This window comes from Chryseotalea sp., from assembly GCF_057350905.1.
Window position 1 is genome coordinate 95,082 of record NZ_JBMRCF010000016.1, and the last position, 17,706, is coordinate 112,787.

Below are 17,706 nucleotides of genomic sequence, written 5' to 3' on the forward strand. Positions count from 1 at the left end.
AATCACCCTTCGGAATCGTTTGCAAAAAAGCTGGCGTATCAATCGATTTCTGCCATGGAAGCACTTCTACATCAATTTCAATTAAAACGGCCTTTTTTACCTGCGACTGAACCGTATCATTATTTATAACATTCTACATGTCAGATAGTTACAATGTGATTTGACAAAGACATTCTAGCTTTGGGTATAGAATAAACTAACACCTACCTATGAAGAAATTTTTACAGTTTTTGCTGGTACTGCTGGCCTGTTATGCCGTAAAGGCGCAGGATGCTGTGCTTACCGGACGTGTGGCCACCGTCACAGGCGAGGCGTTACCCGGAGTAAACGTGCTGGTGAAGGGCACGAATGTGGGAACGATGACAGATGCGAATGGCAATTATAGAATAGCGGCAGGCAATACTACGCTTGTATTTAGTTTCATTGGATACAAAACAGTGGAGCTAACCGCAAATGGCAGAACTACGCTTGACGTAACTATGGAAGAAGATGTGACTACACTTGAACAAATTATAGTGGTTGGTTACGGGGTGCAGGAGAAGAAAGACATTACCGGTGCTGTATCGGTTGTGAATAGCGAAGCCCTGGAGTCGCGACCGAACTCGCAGTTTGGAAACCTCATTCAAGGAAAAACTTCGGGTGTTCAAATACTCTCTTCCAGCGGAAAACCTTCTGCTGGTTTTAATATACGCATACGCGGAACAAACTCGATCAATGGTAACAGCGAACCACTGTATGTAGTAGATGGAATTCCAATTACCGATACACGAAGCATCAATCCATCAGACATTGAAAGCTTTACTATTTTGAAGGATGCATCTTCAGCAGCCATTTATGGTGCACAAGGTGCCAATGGTGTGGTACTGATTACAACACGTAAAGGAAAATCAGGAACACCACGGTTTGAATTCAGCGCCTATACAGGTTTTACCAGTGCATGGAAAAAACTGAAAGTATTAAACAGCGAACAATATCGCGACCTGATGACAGAGCTTGGTCAATCAACAGATTGGAGCCAGTATACGGCCAATACAGATTGGCAAAATGAAATATTTCAGAATGGTCGCTCACAAAACTACCAGCTATCCTTATCGGGTAAGAGCGATAATACAAGCTATTATATTTCTGCAGGTTGGGTGCAGCAAATAGGTGCTATACGCAGTTCAGAAATGGATCGCTATAACTTTAAAACAAACCTTGAACAAAAGGTAAATAGCTGGTTAACTATAGGTACAAACATCAGCTACATGCGATACCATGATGTAGATGTTTCAGATAACCAGGCCATCAATCAAGGTGGTGTAATTCTGGGTATGCTATCAACACCTTCCAACATTGGCATTTACAATGCTGATGGAACGTTTACACGTAATCCTTTTCAGGATTGGGAAAATCCTGTTTCATCCACTGACGGATCGGAGCGGGGTTATAACAACAGTCGTGTGCTGGGTAGCTTATATGCCGAAGTGAGTGTGCTCAAAGATTTGAAATTTAAATCCAACATTGGTATTGATTACTCTAATGGTATTTATGATTATTTTCTCGATCCGTTCAGGACGGGCTATGGTCGCGCAAGAAATGGTATTGCTCAAAACAGCACAAGCATTTCCAATTATTACATTATCGACAATACACTTACTTATCAGAAATCATTTGCCGATATACACAAAGTTTCCGCTATGCTGGGTTCTGTATTGCAGGAAACACGCTGGGCAGATAGCTATATAGAAACAAATGGTTTCTCAGGTAATGCTGTGCCGACTACCAATGCAGGTTCCATCATTGTTGCAGCCAACAACAGCAAACGCGAGAAAAGCAACGCTTCCTTTATGGGTCGCATGACATACGATTACAATGACAAGTATTTGGTAACAGCAAACTTCCGTGCGGATGCATCTTCTACTTTCGGACCAAGCAATCGCTGGGGGTATTTTCCTTCATTCTCTTTAGGTTGGCGCTTGTCTGAAGAAAGCTTCATGAACGCCATCACCTTTGTGGATGATCTGAAACTTCGTTTGGGTTGGGGTATTGTAGGTAATGAAGTTGGTAATAATGCTTACCCGTGGGTCGGTGCAGTTTCTGCAGGAGCGAATTATCCAATTGGTGGTGTGATTCAACCGGGTAATTATCAATCCTCTATTGAAAATGCTGATTTGAAGTGGGAAGAAACGCAACAGACTAACATTGGTTTAGATGTGGCCGTGCTCAACTCACGCGTAGTGTTTACTGCGGAAGCTTATCTGAAAAACACTTATGATCTCTTGTTCTACCTGCCAATCCCAAGATCAACCGGTTTTGATAGTGGTATTCAGAATGTGAGCAAGCTGGAGAACCGTGGTCTGGAATTCATGGTCACCTCTCAGAATTTAGTGGGAGACTTGAAGTGGGAAACGGACTTTAACATCTCATTCAACCGCAATAAAATTATCGATATCAATGATCAGGACATCTACAGTGGTGGTGTTGCCGGACGTGGTGAAGTAAGCTTGTCAACTGAAGGTAAACCGCTTGGTATGTTCTTCGGATATATTGCAGGCGGTGTCGATCCTGCCACAGGTAATGTGTACTACATTGATGCGGATGGAGAAAGTACCTTTACACCAGCAACGACTGATCGTACATTCATCGGTAACCCCAATCCGGATTTCATTTACGGTATGACTAACACACTGAGTTATAAAAATTTCAACTTCAGTGTATTTCTGCAAGGCACGCAGGGTAATGATATTTTCAATGCAACACGTGTAGAAACGGAAGGGATGATTGATGTGAAAAATCAATCTGCGGTTGTTAATAACCGTTGGAGACAGCCAGGTGATATTACCAACATACCAAGAGCTGCTTTTGGCAATATCAATAATTCACGCGCCTCTACCCGTTTTGTAGAAGACGGTTAATACCTGCGTGTGAAAGCATTGACACTGAGCTATAACGTACCTCAATCAATCTTGTCAAAGATTAATTTGGGATCAGTAAAAGTATATGCAACCGGAGAGAACCTATTCACTTTTACAAATTACAAGGGTTATGATCCGGAGGTGAATGCTTTTGGTGGTAGTAACACTGCGCTTGGCGTGGATTATGGAACCTATCCACAAACACGCAATCTCATTCTTGGTTTGAATGTTACATTCTAAAACAGCACGAAGACTATGAAACTGAATTTCAAAAAATATTTAATGCTGACAGCCATGGCTGTTACATTTACCGCTTGTGAAGATTTTCTGGACAAAGTTCCCATTTCGCAATCAACAGTAGGCAATGCCTATAAAACAGCCAGTGATGCAGAAGCAGCATTGATTGGAGCATACGATACATTTCAACAGGAATATTACATCTGGGATAACATTATTTTCAGTGATGTAATCTCTGACAATCATTATGCTGGTGGCGATAACCCTGAAGTTTTTGCAGCAGAGGATTTAACGTTAACACCAACCAATGGTCGTTTATTTACCAACTGGAGTCAGCTCTACAATGGCATTGCCAAAGCCAATGTAGTATTGGCAAAAGTACCAGCCATTTCGGATCCTAAACTTGATATCGGTGGCAGAAGAGAACAAATATTGGGTGAGGCTTCTTTCTTACGGGCGTACCACTACTATCAGCTGGTAACATTATGGGGTGGTGTGCCACTCATTACGAGCCCTGTTTCTTCTACAGAACCAGCAGAAGTACAATTACCTCGCAGTTCTGTTGAACAAGTGTACGCGCAAATTATTGCAGATCTTGAATACGCAGCAGAACACCTACCTCACACTTACGGTGCAGATGCATCTGTAAATAAAGCACGTGCAACAAAAGGTGCTGCCAATGCCATGTTGGCAAAAGCCTATGCACAAAAACCCGATCCTGATTACGATAAAGTGTTGGAATACTGTAATGCAGTAATTACAAGCCCTGCTGCCTATACCTTACTTACAGATTTTACCCACTTGTTTGATGGTAATCATTATAACAACACAGAATCTATTCTGGAAGTACAATTTGTGGGTGCACCAGAAGCTAACTTTGGACCTCAGTTGTTATTACCTCCATCCATCTCAGGAGACTCCTGGAGAAAATTCATTACACCTTCACACAGTTTAGTAGATGCTTATGATGCCGAAGGTGATGATGTACGCAAGGATGCCACTATTCTTTTTGAACAGGCACCCTGGTCAGATGAATTCTGGTCAGTAGCTGTAAATGGTAATGTACCTTTCGCTTACAAGTGGAAATCAGCGAATGGTTGGGCAAGTACTAATCGTCAGTACATGCTTCGCTTAGCAGATATTATTTTATTAAAAGCTGAAGCACTGAACGAGCTTGATCGCCTGGAAGAAGCGCGTACTGAGATAGATTTTGTGCGTGACCGTGTTGGCCTTGCACCTACACCAGCCACCAATAAAACTCAAATGCAATTGGCCATTGAAAATGAACGCAGACTGGAGCTTGCTCAGGAAGGACAAAGATGGAACGACCTGAAGCGCTACAACAGAGCTGTGGAAGTCATGAACAATTTAAATGAAATTGACTTACGCACGGGGAGTACTAAAGTTTACAACATGACAGCAGATAAGCAGTTATTGCCTATTCCGCAGTCAGAGCGTAACCGCAATCCTAACCTGGGTCAGAATAATGGTTATTGAAACTAATGGTTGAGATTATTAAAAGACAGATCACATGAAAGCAATACAAATAATTTTCAGCTTCATTCTACTTGCAGGCATTGTTTTGTCCTGTGGCGAAGAAAGCAATATGGATCCCGTTGGCAATTGGGAATTGTCAACGCCCGTACCGACTACACCTGCTGTTAACGCTAATGTAGTATTGGAAGATAACTTACCGGCTGCGGCAGTTCGTTTTGAGTGGCAACCGGCATCAGCCAGCAGTCGCTTTATTGTTCAGTATACGGTATATGTAGTAACGGCAGGTAGTGCTGGCGTTGAAAATGCCCTGTTGACATTAACACCAGGAAATTCCGGGAAGAACGCATTTGTAGAGACAACAGCGCAGCAGCTTGATTACATTTTGTGGACACGTTGTTACCCAGCGGGTGCAGTGGTGAATCTTGAGTGGGTAGTGGTGGCGAAGTCAATCGACAAAACAACTACTGCAAAACAAGCCTTTAGTATGAAGCGTTTCCAAAATGAATACATGCCTGAGACCATGTTCATTACCGGTGCAGCAACCGAAGCGGGTGAAGATGTAGCAGCGGCAACACCCATGCGCGCCCATAAAGATGCTGAAGGCAATGTGACTAATATTTTTGATGTTTACACTACACTGACAGCAGGTAAAACTTATTTCTTCCGTGATGAAAAGAATACAACTTCAAAATTATTTGGTGGTGAAGAAGGTACGTTGGAAGGTTGTGGCGCAGGCATTACAGCACCTGAAACAGGTCAATACCGCATTACTGTTAATTTAAATAGCAACACCTATTCGTTATTAAAAATTGATCGCTGGAGTTTGGTAGGCGATGCTGTTGAAGGCGGTTGGGGTGGAGACGTGCCGCTGACTTATCAAGGCAATAGTGTGTGGACAACAACCATTGAGTTTTATAAACCATACGCAAGTGCGGGTTGCATTTTCCGCGCCAATGGTGACTGGGGCTATTTGCTGAAACGTATTGTAAACAGTGGTAATGCAAACAACACCAGGGGAAATCTTGTGATGGAATCAGAGGCCGCTGGAATGGGTAAGGCATTTGAAGACGTACCCGGCCCTGAAATCGGAACTTATAAGGTAACACTCAACCTGGCTGCAGATGCGTACACTTATTTACTTGAGCAGCAAGGCGAGCCTGAACCTACACCCACCATCATTGGTGAAACTGCTAACCCCGATGGAGATGCAGTGAGTGGCAATTTCGTTTTTGGTGAGTACAATGTGCCAAATGAATTATACCTGCTGGCGGATGGAGTAATGGTCGGGACATTTGAAAAAGATGCTAACACCTTTAATTCAGTAAAATTCTGGGCACTGCAAGCGAGTAAAACATATTCCATCAATTCAGCCAGCGATGGCTCTGGCACAAGCTACGGAGAAGTGAATGATGGCGAAATGGCTGTGGCACGTGATCAGGCTTATCAGTTAAGCGTAAATTTTGAAACCGGAAGATTGGCCTGGAAATACTACAACATCAAATTATTCCATTGGGATGAAGTTGGAGGAGGCTGGGATGCACGCCAGGAATTATTGATGACCTACGAACATCCTTATACTTTTAAAGTAACCGGAACACTTTCAGCAGGCTTCCACTCAAAGTTTAATTCACCTTGGGAAGTGCAGTTCGGTACTACCGGCACAGCTTTGTCGGGTACGATGACCAATGGCGGTGCAAACTTTACAGGCATTGTATCCAACGGAACATACAATGCAAGCATTGTTGTAACGGATGATTTTACTTCGTGTGAATACACATTTGTAAAGCAGTAGTTTTTTAGTTTAATAGTTTAAGTTTAGTTCAGGTAATCATCAGGGGCAGACTTCCTGCTCCTGATGTTTTTAAAGACAAAAGCATGAAGATTAGTTTTTATGGACAACTACTTGCGATAGCTTTGGGAGTAGTACTTTTTGCTTGCCAGCAGAAAAGTAAAGAGGTAGTAATCAAAGCAGAGGGTGTAGAACAATGGATTACTACAGGAGATAAAAAAAGTTTACTGGCGAAAATCGATATTGGAGAAGTAAGTGGTGATACAGCTGCATTACCCAAAATTATAATTGACGAAGCCCAGCAATACCAGACTATAGATGGTTTTGGTTACTCCTTAACAGGAGGGAGTGCCTATCTGCTCTACACTAAACTTGATACAGCAACACGTGCAGCCTTGTTGAAGGAACTCTTTCTGTCTGACGGTAACAACATTGGTATCAGCTACCTGCGTATCAGCATTGGTGCTTCCGATCTGGATGATCATGTTTTTTCTTATAACGATCTGCCTGCAGGTAAAACAGATAAAGCATTAACAGCTTTCACGCTGGCGGAAGATGAGAAACATCTTATTCCCATATTAAAAGAGATTATTCAACTTGCACCCGACATCAAAATAATGGGTAGCCCCTGGAGTGCACCTGTGTGGATGAAGGACAACAACAGTCCTAAAGGTGGGAATCTTAAAACAGAATATTATGCAGCATACGCAGATTATTTTGTAAAGTACATTACGGGCATGGCTGCACACGGTATTACACTGGATGCCATCACCATTCAAAATGAACCGGAAAATCCCAAGAACAAACCCAGCATGGTAATGACGGCTCGTGAGCAGGCAGACTTTGTAAAATTACACCTCGGGCCGGCTTTTGAAAAAGCAGGAATCAAAACAAAAATTATTGTATTCGATCACAATTGCGATCATCCTGAATATCCGATTGAAATACTCAATGATGCAGACGCCAAAAAATACATTGACGGTTCAGCGTTCCATTTATACCTGGGTGAAATTGAAGCGTTATCAAAAGTTCATGACGCTCATCCCGACAAACATGTCTATTTTACAGAACAATGGACTTCACCAGAAGGTACCTTTGATGGAGATTTAATGTGGCACACCAGAGAATTGATTGTTGGCGCTACACGCAACTGGTCGCGTAATGTGCTGGAATGGAATCTGGCAGCAGATCCGCAATTTAATCCGCATACCGATGATGGCGGTTGCACCATGTGTCAGGGCGCGCTAACCATTGGCGACCGCATAACACGAAATGTTTCATATTACATTATAGCACAAGCATCGAAATTTGTAAGACCAGGTTCTGTAAGGGTTGCAAGCAACGAACCTGACAACTTACATAACGTAGCCTTTGTTACACCAGAAGGTAAAACCGTGCTGATTGTAGTGAACGAGGCAAACGTGGAAAAGAAATTCGCAATCAAATCGAACAATAAAAATTTAATAGTAGCAATACCTGCAGGCGCTGTGGCCACCTATACCTGGGAATGATGATGAAGAAATTATGTTATTTAATGGTGACAGGACTAACCTTACTGCAGGCTTGTGATAAAGAATCCGGGCCTGTTGTTGGTCCACCTGTATCGCCCAATGAAATAGGTAAGGCAAGTGTGTGGCTGACTACGGGTGATAAAACAAAGTTGCTCAACAAAGAAGGAGACATTTCTATTACAGAACCAACAACGAATACACTGCCTTTAATTACAATTGATCCAGCGCTAACGTACCAGCAGATCGATGGTTTTGGTGCAGCCATGACAGGTTCATCAGCTCACCTGATCAAAAATTTATCGGCCAGTAGACGCAATGCTTTACTACAGGAATTATTTGATTCAAATACTGGAATTGGTATTTCGTATGTCCGACTTACAATAGGTGCTTCAGATTTTTCACTGGAAGATTATAGTTACAATGATATGCCTGCTGGTGAAACCGATTTTAGCCTGCAAAATTTCTCATTGAGTAAAGATGCTGATGTGATCAGTGTGATGAAACAGGTTGTGGCAGTTAATCCGGATATTCACATTATGGGATCGCCCTGGAGTGCACCAGCCTGGATGAAAACAAATGGCAGCATGAAGTATGTGAATGGGCAAGCCAACAAACTGAAAGAAGATTGTTACGAAGTGTACGCTGACTATTTTGTGAAATATATTCAAGGTTATGCAGCAGAAGGCATTACCATTGAAACCATTACTCCACAAAACGAGCCCTTACACTATACGGCAGCATACCCATGCATGCACATGGAAGCTGTTGAACAAATTAATTTTGTAAAAAATAATCTGGGCCCTGCTTTACAGGCAGCCTCACTGAACACAAAAATAATTGCCTACGACCATAACTGGGATAATACCAACTATGCCATCAGTGTATTGAATGATGCTGGAGCAAAACAATACATAGCAGGTTCGGCTTTTCACGCTTATGCGGGAAATGTATCCGCCATGACAACAGTACGCAATGCGCATCCTGACAAAGGTTTATATTTTACAGAGGTGAGTGGAGGAGAATGGGCTACGAATTTTAGCGATAACCTGCAGTGGAATATGAGTAACATTTTTATAGGTACAACTAAAAACTGGTCAAAGAATGTGTTGCTCTGGAATATGGCTCTTGATCCAAACTTCGGGCCTAAAAATAATGGATGTTCCGATTGTCGTGGTGTCATCACCATAGCGCCTGATGGAACAATTACACGCAATGTTGAGTATTACTCGATCGGACATTTTTCCAAATTTATTCAAACAGGTGCTTATCGCATCGCTTCAACCATTTCTGAAAATATAGCGAATGTTGATTATGTGGCTTTTGCCAATACAGATGGTAGCCTTGCCATGGTTGTTGCTAACAATAATGATACGATGAAAACATTTGCAGTAAAGCAAGGTTCAGGTCAGTTTACCTACGCTATTCCTGCAAAATCAGTCGTCACCCTCACCTGGAAATTATAGCATACACTTTTTAATATGTATAGAATGAAGTCTTTTTCACTTTACCTGGTTTTACTATTTGCCTCTTTTGCATTGATAAACTGCTCATCTCCTAAAGAAGAAAAGAAGGAAACTTCTTTTCAAGTAGGAAACATACACGAAGCATATCAATATACTACCGCTGATACGGCTGACTTACGCTTATCAATAACAGACACACTGAGTTTCAGTAATTATGCACAGCCTTTAGAAACTGAAGTATCCATTTTCATTAATCCTACAAAGACCTTCCAAACCATGTTAGGTATTGGGGGTGCGATTACAGATGCGTCCGCGGAAACTTTTGCTAAACTGCCAGCCGATAAACAGGAAGAGTTTATTAATGCCTACTACAATGCAGAGACTGGCATTGGCTACACACTGGGTCGTACACACATCAACAGTTCCGATTTTAGTAGCGAGAGTTATACCTATGTAAAAGATAATGATGCTGCGCTGACTTCATTTGATATTGCGCATGATAAACAGCTGCGCATACCCCTGCTTAAGAAAGCACAGGAAAAGACAAGTGGTTTCACCTTGTTTGTGAGCCCGTGGAGCCCTCCAGCCTGGATGAAAGACAACAACAATATGTTACGTGGAGGAAAACTGAAACCGGAATACCACCAGACATGGGCAAATTATTATGCTAAATTCATTAAGGCCTACGAGGCAGAAGGTTTACCTATCTGGGGATTAACTGTACAAAATGAACCTATGGCCAAACAAACCTGGGAGAGTTGCATTTTCACAGCAGAAGAAGAACGTGATTTTATCAAGAATTTTCTCGGCCCAACCTTAGCGAATGAAGGCCTTGCAGATAAGAGAATTATTGCCTGGGATCACAACCGTGATTTAATGTACCAGCGCGCAGAGACTTTGTTCAGCGACCCTGAAGCTGCTAAATACATTTGGGGACTGGGTTTCCATTGGTATGAAGACTGGGCAGGAGGCAAACAAATGTTTGATAATGTCAGAAAGGTTAGTGAATCCTGGCCTGAGAAAAATCTTTTCTTTACTGAGGGATGCAATTGTCCATTCTCTATAGACAGCACCAGTAATTGGAAATTGGGTGAACGCTATGGGGAGTCCATGATCAATGACTTCAACAATGGTACCGTTGCCTGGACAGACTGGAATATTTTACTGGATGAAACCGGTGGGCCTAATCATGTTAAGAATTTTTGTTTCGCACCCATTCATGCCGATACCCGAAACGGACAATTGATCTACACCAATGCATATTATTACCTGGGTCATTTCTCAAAATTTATAAGACCAGGTGCTAAACGTGTGCAGACATCAGCGAGCAGGAGTTCAATATTAACAACAGCATTTTTAAATACTGACAATAGTCTAGTTGTTGTAGCTATGAATAAGACTTCCAAGAAAATTTCATGTCTGTTGTCAATTGATGGCAGAGTATCAACCATTACTGTTTTACCGCATTCTATCTCTACAATCGTTATGAAGTAGTAATAATTTGATAGGTTAGGCGGAAAGAGAAGTTGTTCAAAGATTCAATAATCGGAGAATTTAATTTCTTTTTTATATTTAGGATTGATTAGATAAAACTAATCTTGAGTGCAGCGATGTACTATCCTTAACCTAACCATTATATGAATAGAGATCAACACCTTGAATTTTGCAGGCGCTGCTTGAATAGAAAATTTGATGGCCAGCATGGAATAGTTTGCGGGCTAACCAACCGCATCGCAGATTTTGAAAATAGTTGCCCGAGTTTCTCCCTTGACGAATCAGTAAAAATTGAGGAAAGGGAGGTAGAAGCATCACCAAATCACGAAGTGGTAAAAAATCTTACTGCGGAGGCTCATGAATTATTACGCAAACAACAAGATGTCGGTTTTGCAGTGATAGGAGGATTAGCTGCGGCAATTGTTGGTGCAGTTATCTGGGCTGTAATAACGGTTGCAACTGAATATCAAATCGGTTACATGGCCATAGGTGTTGGTCTGCTCGTTGGTTTTTCAGTTCGCTATTTTGGCTGTGGTATCGATCAGCATTTCGGATACATCGGTGCCTTCTTTGCGCTGGCCGGATGTGCCTTAGGAAATTTACTAAGTCAGATTGGTTTTATTGCACAAAGCGAATCTCTGGGTTATTTTGAAACAATAACACTGTTAAATTTTGACATCATTCTCTCAGTTTATCGTGAGTCATTTTCACCGATGGATCTGCTCTTCTATGGTATTGCTGCCTATGAAGGATATAAGTTTGCATTCCGCCTCATTACAGATGAACTGCTCAGTGCTGCTAAAAAGGGAATACTTATAGCCCCTCCGTTGAATAAATACCGTCTTCCGGTTGTATTTGTCTTGTTTGTTGCCATTGGTCTTACCATGCACTTTTTAAGTAAAGGGGCGAGTGGAGCTACAACCACTTACTATGAATCAGGTGCCATGCGCTTTCAGGGTGAATTGCAAAATGGAAAAGAGCAAGGCTTCTGGACTTACTATTGGGAGAATGGCCAAAAACAATACACCGGTTATTTTACAGATGGCAAACAGGATAGTCTCTGGCATTTTTATAATGAAGATGGAACATTGTATCGCAAGGGTTCTTTTTTAAGAGGAGTGCAACATGGTGCCTGGACAGATTTCTATTCCAATGGTAAGATAAGCTCAACCGGAGCGTATAATAAAGCACGCCAACAGGGACCTTGGGAGTTCTTCTATGAAGATGGTCAACTTAGTCATAAGGGTGATTTTTATCTCGACAAACAAAGTGGAGCGTGGGAATATTATTACCCTAACGGTCAGTTAAGTTCCATGGGTAGTTATGACGAAGGTGAAAATAGAGGCCTTTGGAATTATTGGCGAGAGGATGGTGCTAAGTATGAAGAACTTGAATTTACAAACGACAAGTTTGTGAAAATTTTGAATAGCTGGGATGATAAAGGAAAGCAGATGATTACTGCGGGTCTGGGTAGATATACAAGCTATACAGTTGATAATAAAATAGCTGAGCAAGGTGAAATTGTGGATGGCTATCGAAGCGGGACATGGTTCAGTTATTATTCCTCAGGTAAAAAATCAGCGGAGTACAGTTTTACAAAAGGAGAGTCAAAGCTTGTAAATACATGGGATCCCAATGGTAATCTTCAGGTAAAAGCTGGTAACGGTATTTTTAAACGGTATAATGATCTGGATACACTTGTACTTGAAACAGGTACCGTAAAAGAAGGTAAGCACGAAGGTTTATGGAAAATATTTAATGAAATGGGGACTTTAATGATTGAAATGACCTATGAAAATGGAATATTAAACGGACCTTACAGAGGATATTTCGAAGGTGGAACAATTAATTTTGAAGGAGTAATTACTGACGATAAACGAGAAGGAGAGTGGAAGTGGTTTTATGAAACAGGCCAGATTGAGTCAGCCATTACGTATAAGGAGGGTAAAAAAGTTGGAGAACAAACTTTTTACGATGAAACCGGGGGCTTAATCAGGACCGAATACTATGCCAATGGAAAGCTTGAGAAGAGCGAACTGAATGAAGATTAGGTAACTTTAGAAAATGATTTTGCCATGTAAGCTTTTCCAATGCCAGGCAGTGAGTGAAAAAGCCCGGTGTAGCAGGTAAATGGAAAAATTAGACAGTAACAGAACCGTTTTGAAATTTCAGTGTTTAAACATTAAACAAAATATAAAATGAAAAATTTACTACTGATTTTAGTGTTCGCAATAGCCTTTATGGCTTGCCAGCCTGCTAAAAAAGAAGAAAAAGCAGAAATTAAAATACCCACACTTACCCTGAAATGGGAAACAGACACAGTTTTAACAACTTGTGAATCTGTCATTTATGATTCAGTAAACGATGTGTTATATGTTTCCAATATCAACGGAACCCCTACTGACAAAGATGGCAATGGTTTTATTGCCAAGCTGGGTTTAGATGGCAAGATTGTTCAGGCACAATGGGTTAGTGGTATGGATGCACCTAAAGGCATGGGCATTTACAATGGTAAGCTATTCGTTTCTGACATTAACCGCATTCACGAAATTGACATCGCTGCCGGCACCATTACCAATACCTATGTAGTGGATAGCGCACAGTTTTTAAATGATGTGACTATTGACGCGAATGGTAAAGTGTACGTGAGCGATTCTAATGTTGGCAATATCCTTGTGTTAGAAAATGGCGTTGTGTCTGAATACGTTTCGGGTGTGGCAGGCGTAAACGGTTTATTGAGCGAAGGCACAGACCTGCAAATGGTTTCTTTTGCTACAGGCGTATTCAACACCATCGATGCAGGCAAACAAATAACCTTAAAGACTGACAGCATTGATGCCGGTGACGGTATTGAAGCACTAACGGAAGGTGGCTACCTTGTTTCCAGCTGGACGGGTAAAGTAACCTATGTAAGTCCTGAGTGGAAGAACAGCTTGTTGCTTGACACCAGTGCAGAAAGCGTTAACGCAGCCGATATTGAATACATCGCTGAAAAGAGATTGTTGTTAGTACCTACTTTCTTTAAAAATAAAGTAGTGGCTTACGAAGTGAGCCAATAAGCTGAAATAGCGTTTACAAAATAGCAGCTGTTGCCGAAGGTAATGCGAAAAGCAGCCCTTTGGCAACAGCTTTTTTTTGCCGGATACTAAGGAAAGGCAGAAGTAAAATACATTTTTGCTGCGGAAGCCACCGCCTTAATGATTAATTTGGATAAGAGAACAAAAGTTGGCGATGTTAGTAGATACGGGCAATCAAATAGGTGATAGATAAGATATACATGCTGCAAGTGGAAATAGTCGGTAGGTGGTAGTAATGGAGCCTGGGAATAGTGAATTAATAAATCACAAGTTTGTACTAAACTGGCTTGTATGAAAAATTGAATGAACTGTAGACTGACAAGTCTTTTGTATTTAATAATTGGATTTTAAACATAAATCAAGGCTGAAAGATTTTCCACAGATTTATTTAGCGTAGCATAATTATGGGATTATTAACCAAAATAGTAAACAGGAGAAGGTCTGGTAAAACCTTGAATTATTTTTCATACGCAATTGGAGAAATCCTGCTGGTAGTTATTGGAATAATGCTTGCAGTGCAAGTGAATGACTGGCAAGAATCTGCTAAAAATAAAAATATTCTCAGAGAACATTATGGCAACATAAAATTAAATCTGGAGACAGATATTATTGCATTAGATACTGTAATGAAATCATCTGAGGCTGGCATCAGGAGCACTCAATCATTAATTAAGCAGATTCAAACAATTGAAAAAATCTCCGATCAAACGGGAATGGATATTGTTGTAAGCCTTAATTCATTTAAGTTTTACCTTACTAAAACAGGAATTGAAGGATTGAATGATTCAGGGCTATTCGGACTAGTTGATGCCGATTTAAAGCAAGATATCTTACAATATTATTGGCAATGTGATAAAATTGTAAACTACGAAAATGCTACAAAAACCTTTTTGAATGAGCAATATGAACCTCATTTTTATGAACACTATCCAGAAGCTTACCACGTAAAGAACCCATACTCGATACTTAAGCCTTACTTTAAAGACGATCCTAGAAAATTACCTTTTATAGATGAAGGGAAATTTTTAAATGACAGAAAATTTGAGGCATTAATTATGGATAGACATTGGCTGAGCCTAAGACTAAAGCAAGAGTACTCTAAAGCAATACCGCTTGCTGAGAAAATTATATCAAAAATCAATACTATTGTTAACGACTAAATATCCTTCTCAGCGTCACTTGGCAGGTATGGAATGAGCATAGTGGCTCTCAGGCATTATAGTGAATCAGTATATAAATACGTTTTACTAGAAACTTGATGTATGCTAGCTATTGAGTAGTTCTTTAGGATTTAGCCTGTGGTCGGTGTTTTCACCGATCACTTAAACTGGACTAAATAGTCGTACTACTAGTTTAATAGTTCACTTCTGGTAAGAAAATCACAAACTCAACAAAGACATGCTTTTTTATTAGCCTGTGGTCGGTGTTTTCACCGATCACTTAAACTGGACTAAATAGTTGTACTACCAGTTTAATAGTTTACTTCAGGTAAGAAAATCACAAACTCAACAAAGACATGCTTTTTTATTCATTGTAAGGTATACTTAAGAAAGAAACTAGTTGGCCGGTGAAAACACCAACCAAAGGCAAAAATATCATAGCCACCCTTCGCATTTTAGAGAGATTTCCATCCGAATCAAGAATAGATTTCTACCCTCAAAAGATATCATGATATCCAGTTGATAAAAATCACACGATTACCTTACTGATATCATGGTTTTCAAAGTTGGCATAATGCAACTTAGTTGACTCAATTCAAGTGATAAGATATTTTTTATCTCGCAAGTAGATGTATTTCCTGAATTTGGACATACCTATTATGGTCTGTCTGAAGCAGGATACCAGAAAATTATCCTTAACCTGTTACATTGAGGCTTCCGGTAAATTGGTTTGTACATTCTTAATCATTGTAAATTCTAAAATTATGGTAAGGATTACTTTCGCTGTGTTAATATTGATTCATGGCCTTATTCATTTCATGGGCTTTGCAAAGGCATTTCAATATGCTGAAATGAAACAATTAGTTATACCAATTTCTAAGCTCATTGGCTTGCTATGGCTGTTAGCTGCTCTCATGTTAGTTACAACGGTTACACTTTTTCTGCTTAGGAAGGACTATTGGGCAATCTTGGGCATACTTTCCGTACTGATCTCTCAATTTGTGATCGTAATGAGCTGGCACGATGCGAAGTTTGGAACCATTCTAAACATAATTATTCTAATTGCGTCTATTATTGGTTATGGTGCCTGGAGTTATTACGGAAAATATAAAAGTGATGTGGAAAGTGCTCTGCAGCAGAAAGATTATTTTCAAAATTCTGATCTGACAGAGGCAGACATTCAATTACTACCAGAACCGGTAAAGAAATACTTACGCTATACGCGGTCAGTTGGTAAACCCAAAGTAAACCACTTTGAAATAAAGTTTGATGGCAAAATAAGAAAAAACGAAGAATCGGAATGGATGCCCTTTACTTCCGAGCAAAACAACTTTATGGAAACTCCTACCCGTCTGTTCTTTATGAAAGCTACAATGAAAAATCTTCCAGTAACAGGGTACCATTGTTTCAAGAATGGAGATGCCTTTATGGATATTCGGTTGTTCTCGCTGTTTAAGGTGCAGTATCAAGATAATGAAGAAATGGATAAAGCAGAAACCGTTACATTTTTTAATGACATGTGTTGTATGGCACCGGCAACATTAATTGACAAGCGAATATCATGGCAGCAAATTGAAGATAATATTGTTAAGGCAACCTTCAAGAACAATGGAATAACGATTTCAGCTGATTTATATTTCAATGAAGCAGGGGAACTCGTCAATTTCAAATCCAATGATAGATATAATGCAGATGTTGGTAGAAAATTACCGTGGGCAACCCCATTAAAAAACTACAAAGAAGTAAATGGCTACAAATTGGCGGGTTATGCAGAAACAATCTATTCCTATCCGGACAGAGAGTTGTGTTATGGAACGTTTGAACTAACGGATTTAAAATATAATTAATGGCCTTGGTATGGATTCTTTTATCGCGACATATTTACAGACATTTTATAAACCTAAAAAGAAATTCAATGAGCTTGTTGCCAGAGAAATACAACCTATTTAATGATTTGATGATATTGTAATGATGAGCAAATGTATGAAGGGCATCAAGAAAAGACTGAAAACAAATTCATAACATTCAATAAACTTACTAACTCAATGGGTTCTTCTTTTGAACGATATTTGCACTTTACTTCAATTTCTCTATTACTACTTACCGCAATTAATGCGACTGTGGCAGGTGTGTTATTTATTATTGACCCATCTGGGCATAAGATGGGCATGAGTTTTTCATACATAAAGGATTCGCCATTTGATTCATATTTAATTCCAGGAATAGTATTGCTCATCGTTAATGGAATCCTGGATTTTATAGCAGCGTATGTCGTTTTCAAGAAAAAGCCTTTCGCTTCATTATTGGTTATTGTCCAAGGAATTCTGCTGAGTGGATGGATAGTAATACAAGTAATCATGGTTAGGGACATTTCATTGCTTCACATTATTATGTTCAGTGTGGGCATTATACTGACAATTTCAGGTTTTTTGCTTTTACATTAGCCTGTGGTCGGTGTTTTCACCGACCACTTAGACTGGGCTAAATAATCGTATTATTAATTTAATTGTTTGCTTCTGGTAAAAAAATCACAAACTCAACAAAGACATATTTTTACTCAATGCAAGGCACACATAAGAAA

Annotated in this window: 12 protein-coding genes; 11 read left to right on the forward strand and 1 reads right to left on the reverse strand. The window is 40.2% G+C overall.

All coding sequences use genetic code 11. The features are described 5' to 3' along the window. Nucleotides 1–209: 209 nt before the first annotated feature. The 11 genes from ACO1XM_RS17935 (at nucleotide 210) to ACO1XM_RS17985 (ending at nucleotide 16,972) form a co-directional block, all read left to right on the forward strand. Nucleotides 210–2,897 (forward strand): SusC/RagA family TonB-linked outer membrane protein, encoded by a 2,688-nt coding sequence (locus ACO1XM_RS17935; RefSeq protein WP_486231536.1) that lies wholly within the window; start codon nucleotides 210–212, stop codon nucleotides 2,895–2,897. A 9-nt stretch (nucleotides 2,898–2,906) separates the two neighbouring features. Next, the gene (locus ACO1XM_RS17940) at nucleotides 2,907–3,137 is read left to right on the forward strand and encodes a hypothetical protein (RefSeq protein ID WP_486231538.1); all 231 of its coding nucleotides are present in this window, start codon (nucleotides 2,907–2,909) and stop codon (nucleotides 3,135–3,137) included. Nucleotides 3,138–3,152: 15 nt separating this feature from the next. Continuing rightward, nucleotides 3,153–4,631 (forward strand): RagB/SusD family nutrient uptake outer membrane protein, encoded by a 1,479-nt coding sequence (locus tag ACO1XM_RS17945; RefSeq protein WP_486231540.1) that lies wholly within the window; start codon nucleotides 3,153–3,155, stop codon nucleotides 4,629–4,631. A gap of 34 nt (nucleotides 4,632–4,665) precedes the next feature. Beyond that, nucleotides 4,666–6,423, forward strand: a complete 1,758-nt coding sequence (locus ACO1XM_RS17950) for a hypothetical protein (RefSeq protein ID WP_486231542.1) — start codon at nucleotides 4,666–4,668, stop codon at nucleotides 6,421–6,423. 83 nt (nucleotides 6,424–6,506) lie between these two features. Further along, nucleotides 6,507–7,931 carry a glycoside hydrolase family 30 protein gene (locus tag ACO1XM_RS17955; protein WP_486231544.1) on the forward strand — a complete coding sequence of 475 codons (1,425 nt, stop codon included), beginning with the start codon at nucleotides 6,507–6,509 and terminating at the stop codon, nucleotides 7,929–7,931. Continuing rightward, nucleotides 7,931–9,394: a glycoside hydrolase family 30 protein gene (locus ACO1XM_RS17960; protein WP_486231546.1), complete on the forward strand. Its 1,464-nt coding sequence runs from the start codon at nucleotides 7,931–7,933 to the stop codon at nucleotides 9,392–9,394. The genes ACO1XM_RS17955 and ACO1XM_RS17960 overlap by 1 nt, the downstream gene beginning before the upstream one ends. 24 nt (nucleotides 9,395–9,418) lie before the next feature. Next, on the forward strand, nucleotides 9,419–10,888 hold the full coding sequence (locus ACO1XM_RS17965; RefSeq protein WP_486231548.1) for a glycoside hydrolase family 30 protein: 1,470 nt from the start codon (nucleotides 9,419–9,421) through the stop codon (nucleotides 10,886–10,888). Nucleotides 10,889–11,031: 143 nt separating this feature from the next. Further along, nucleotides 11,032–12,939: a toxin-antitoxin system YwqK family antitoxin gene (locus tag ACO1XM_RS17970; RefSeq protein WP_486231550.1), complete on the forward strand. Its 1,908-nt coding sequence runs from the start codon at nucleotides 11,032–11,034 to the stop codon at nucleotides 12,937–12,939. Nucleotides 12,940–13,086: 147 nt separating this feature from the next. Further along, nucleotides 13,087–13,947: an SMP-30/gluconolactonase/LRE family protein gene (locus ACO1XM_RS17975; protein WP_486231552.1), complete on the forward strand. Its 861-nt coding sequence runs from the start codon at nucleotides 13,087–13,089 to the stop codon at nucleotides 13,945–13,947. A gap of 422 nt (nucleotides 13,948–14,369) precedes the next feature. Beyond that, the gene (locus ACO1XM_RS17980) at nucleotides 14,370–15,125 is read left to right on the forward strand and encodes a DUF6090 family protein (RefSeq protein ID WP_486231554.1); all 756 of its coding nucleotides are present in this window, start codon (nucleotides 14,370–14,372) and stop codon (nucleotides 15,123–15,125) included. Between the two features lie 764 nt (nucleotides 15,126–15,889). Then, a complete protein-coding gene (locus ACO1XM_RS17985) occupies nucleotides 15,890–16,972 on the forward strand; it encodes a DUF6544 family protein (protein ID WP_486231555.1) in 1,083 nt (360 codons plus the stop codon). A 146-nt stretch (nucleotides 16,973–17,118) separates the two neighbouring features. Here the strand turns inward: ACO1XM_RS17985 and ACO1XM_RS17990 are convergent, their stop codons facing one another. Further along, a complete protein-coding gene (locus ACO1XM_RS17990; protein WP_486231557.1) occupies nucleotides 17,119–17,484 on the reverse strand; it encodes a hypothetical protein in 366 nt (121 codons plus the stop codon). Nucleotides 17,485–17,706: the final 222 nt, after the last annotated feature.

Coding starts and splice junctions, on each gene's coding strand:
- ACO1XM_RS17970 (WP_486231550.1), top strand. CDS start 11,032: ATGAATAGAGATCAACACCTTGAATTTTGCAGGCGCTGCTTGAATAGA.
- ACO1XM_RS17935 (WP_486231536.1), top strand. CDS start 210: ATGAAGAAATTTTTACAGTTTTTGCTGGTACTGCTGGCCTGTTATGCC.
- ACO1XM_RS17965 (WP_486231548.1), top strand. CDS start 9,419: ATGAAGTCTTTTTCACTTTACCTGGTTTTACTATTTGCCTCTTTTGCA.
- ACO1XM_RS17990 (WP_486231557.1), bottom strand. CDS start 17,484: ATGATTACTTGTATTACTATCCATCCACTCAGCAGAATTCCTTGGACA.
- ACO1XM_RS17980 (WP_486231554.1), top strand. CDS start 14,370: ATGGGATTATTAACCAAAATAGTAAACAGGAGAAGGTCTGGTAAAACC.
- ACO1XM_RS17985 (WP_486231555.1), top strand. CDS start 15,890: ATGGTAAGGATTACTTTCGCTGTGTTAATATTGATTCATGGCCTTATT.
- ACO1XM_RS17950 (WP_486231542.1), top strand. CDS start 4,666: ATGAAAGCAATACAAATAATTTTCAGCTTCATTCTACTTGCAGGCATT.
- ACO1XM_RS17955 (WP_486231544.1), top strand. CDS start 6,507: ATGAAGATTAGTTTTTATGGACAACTACTTGCGATAGCTTTGGGAGTA.
- ACO1XM_RS17960 (WP_486231546.1), top strand. CDS start 7,931: ATGATGAAGAAATTATGTTATTTAATGGTGACAGGACTAACCTTACTG.
- ACO1XM_RS17945 (WP_486231540.1), top strand. CDS start 3,153: ATGAAACTGAATTTCAAAAAATATTTAATGCTGACAGCCATGGCTGTT.
- ACO1XM_RS17975 (WP_486231552.1), top strand. CDS start 13,087: ATGAAAAATTTACTACTGATTTTAGTGTTCGCAATAGCCTTTATGGCT.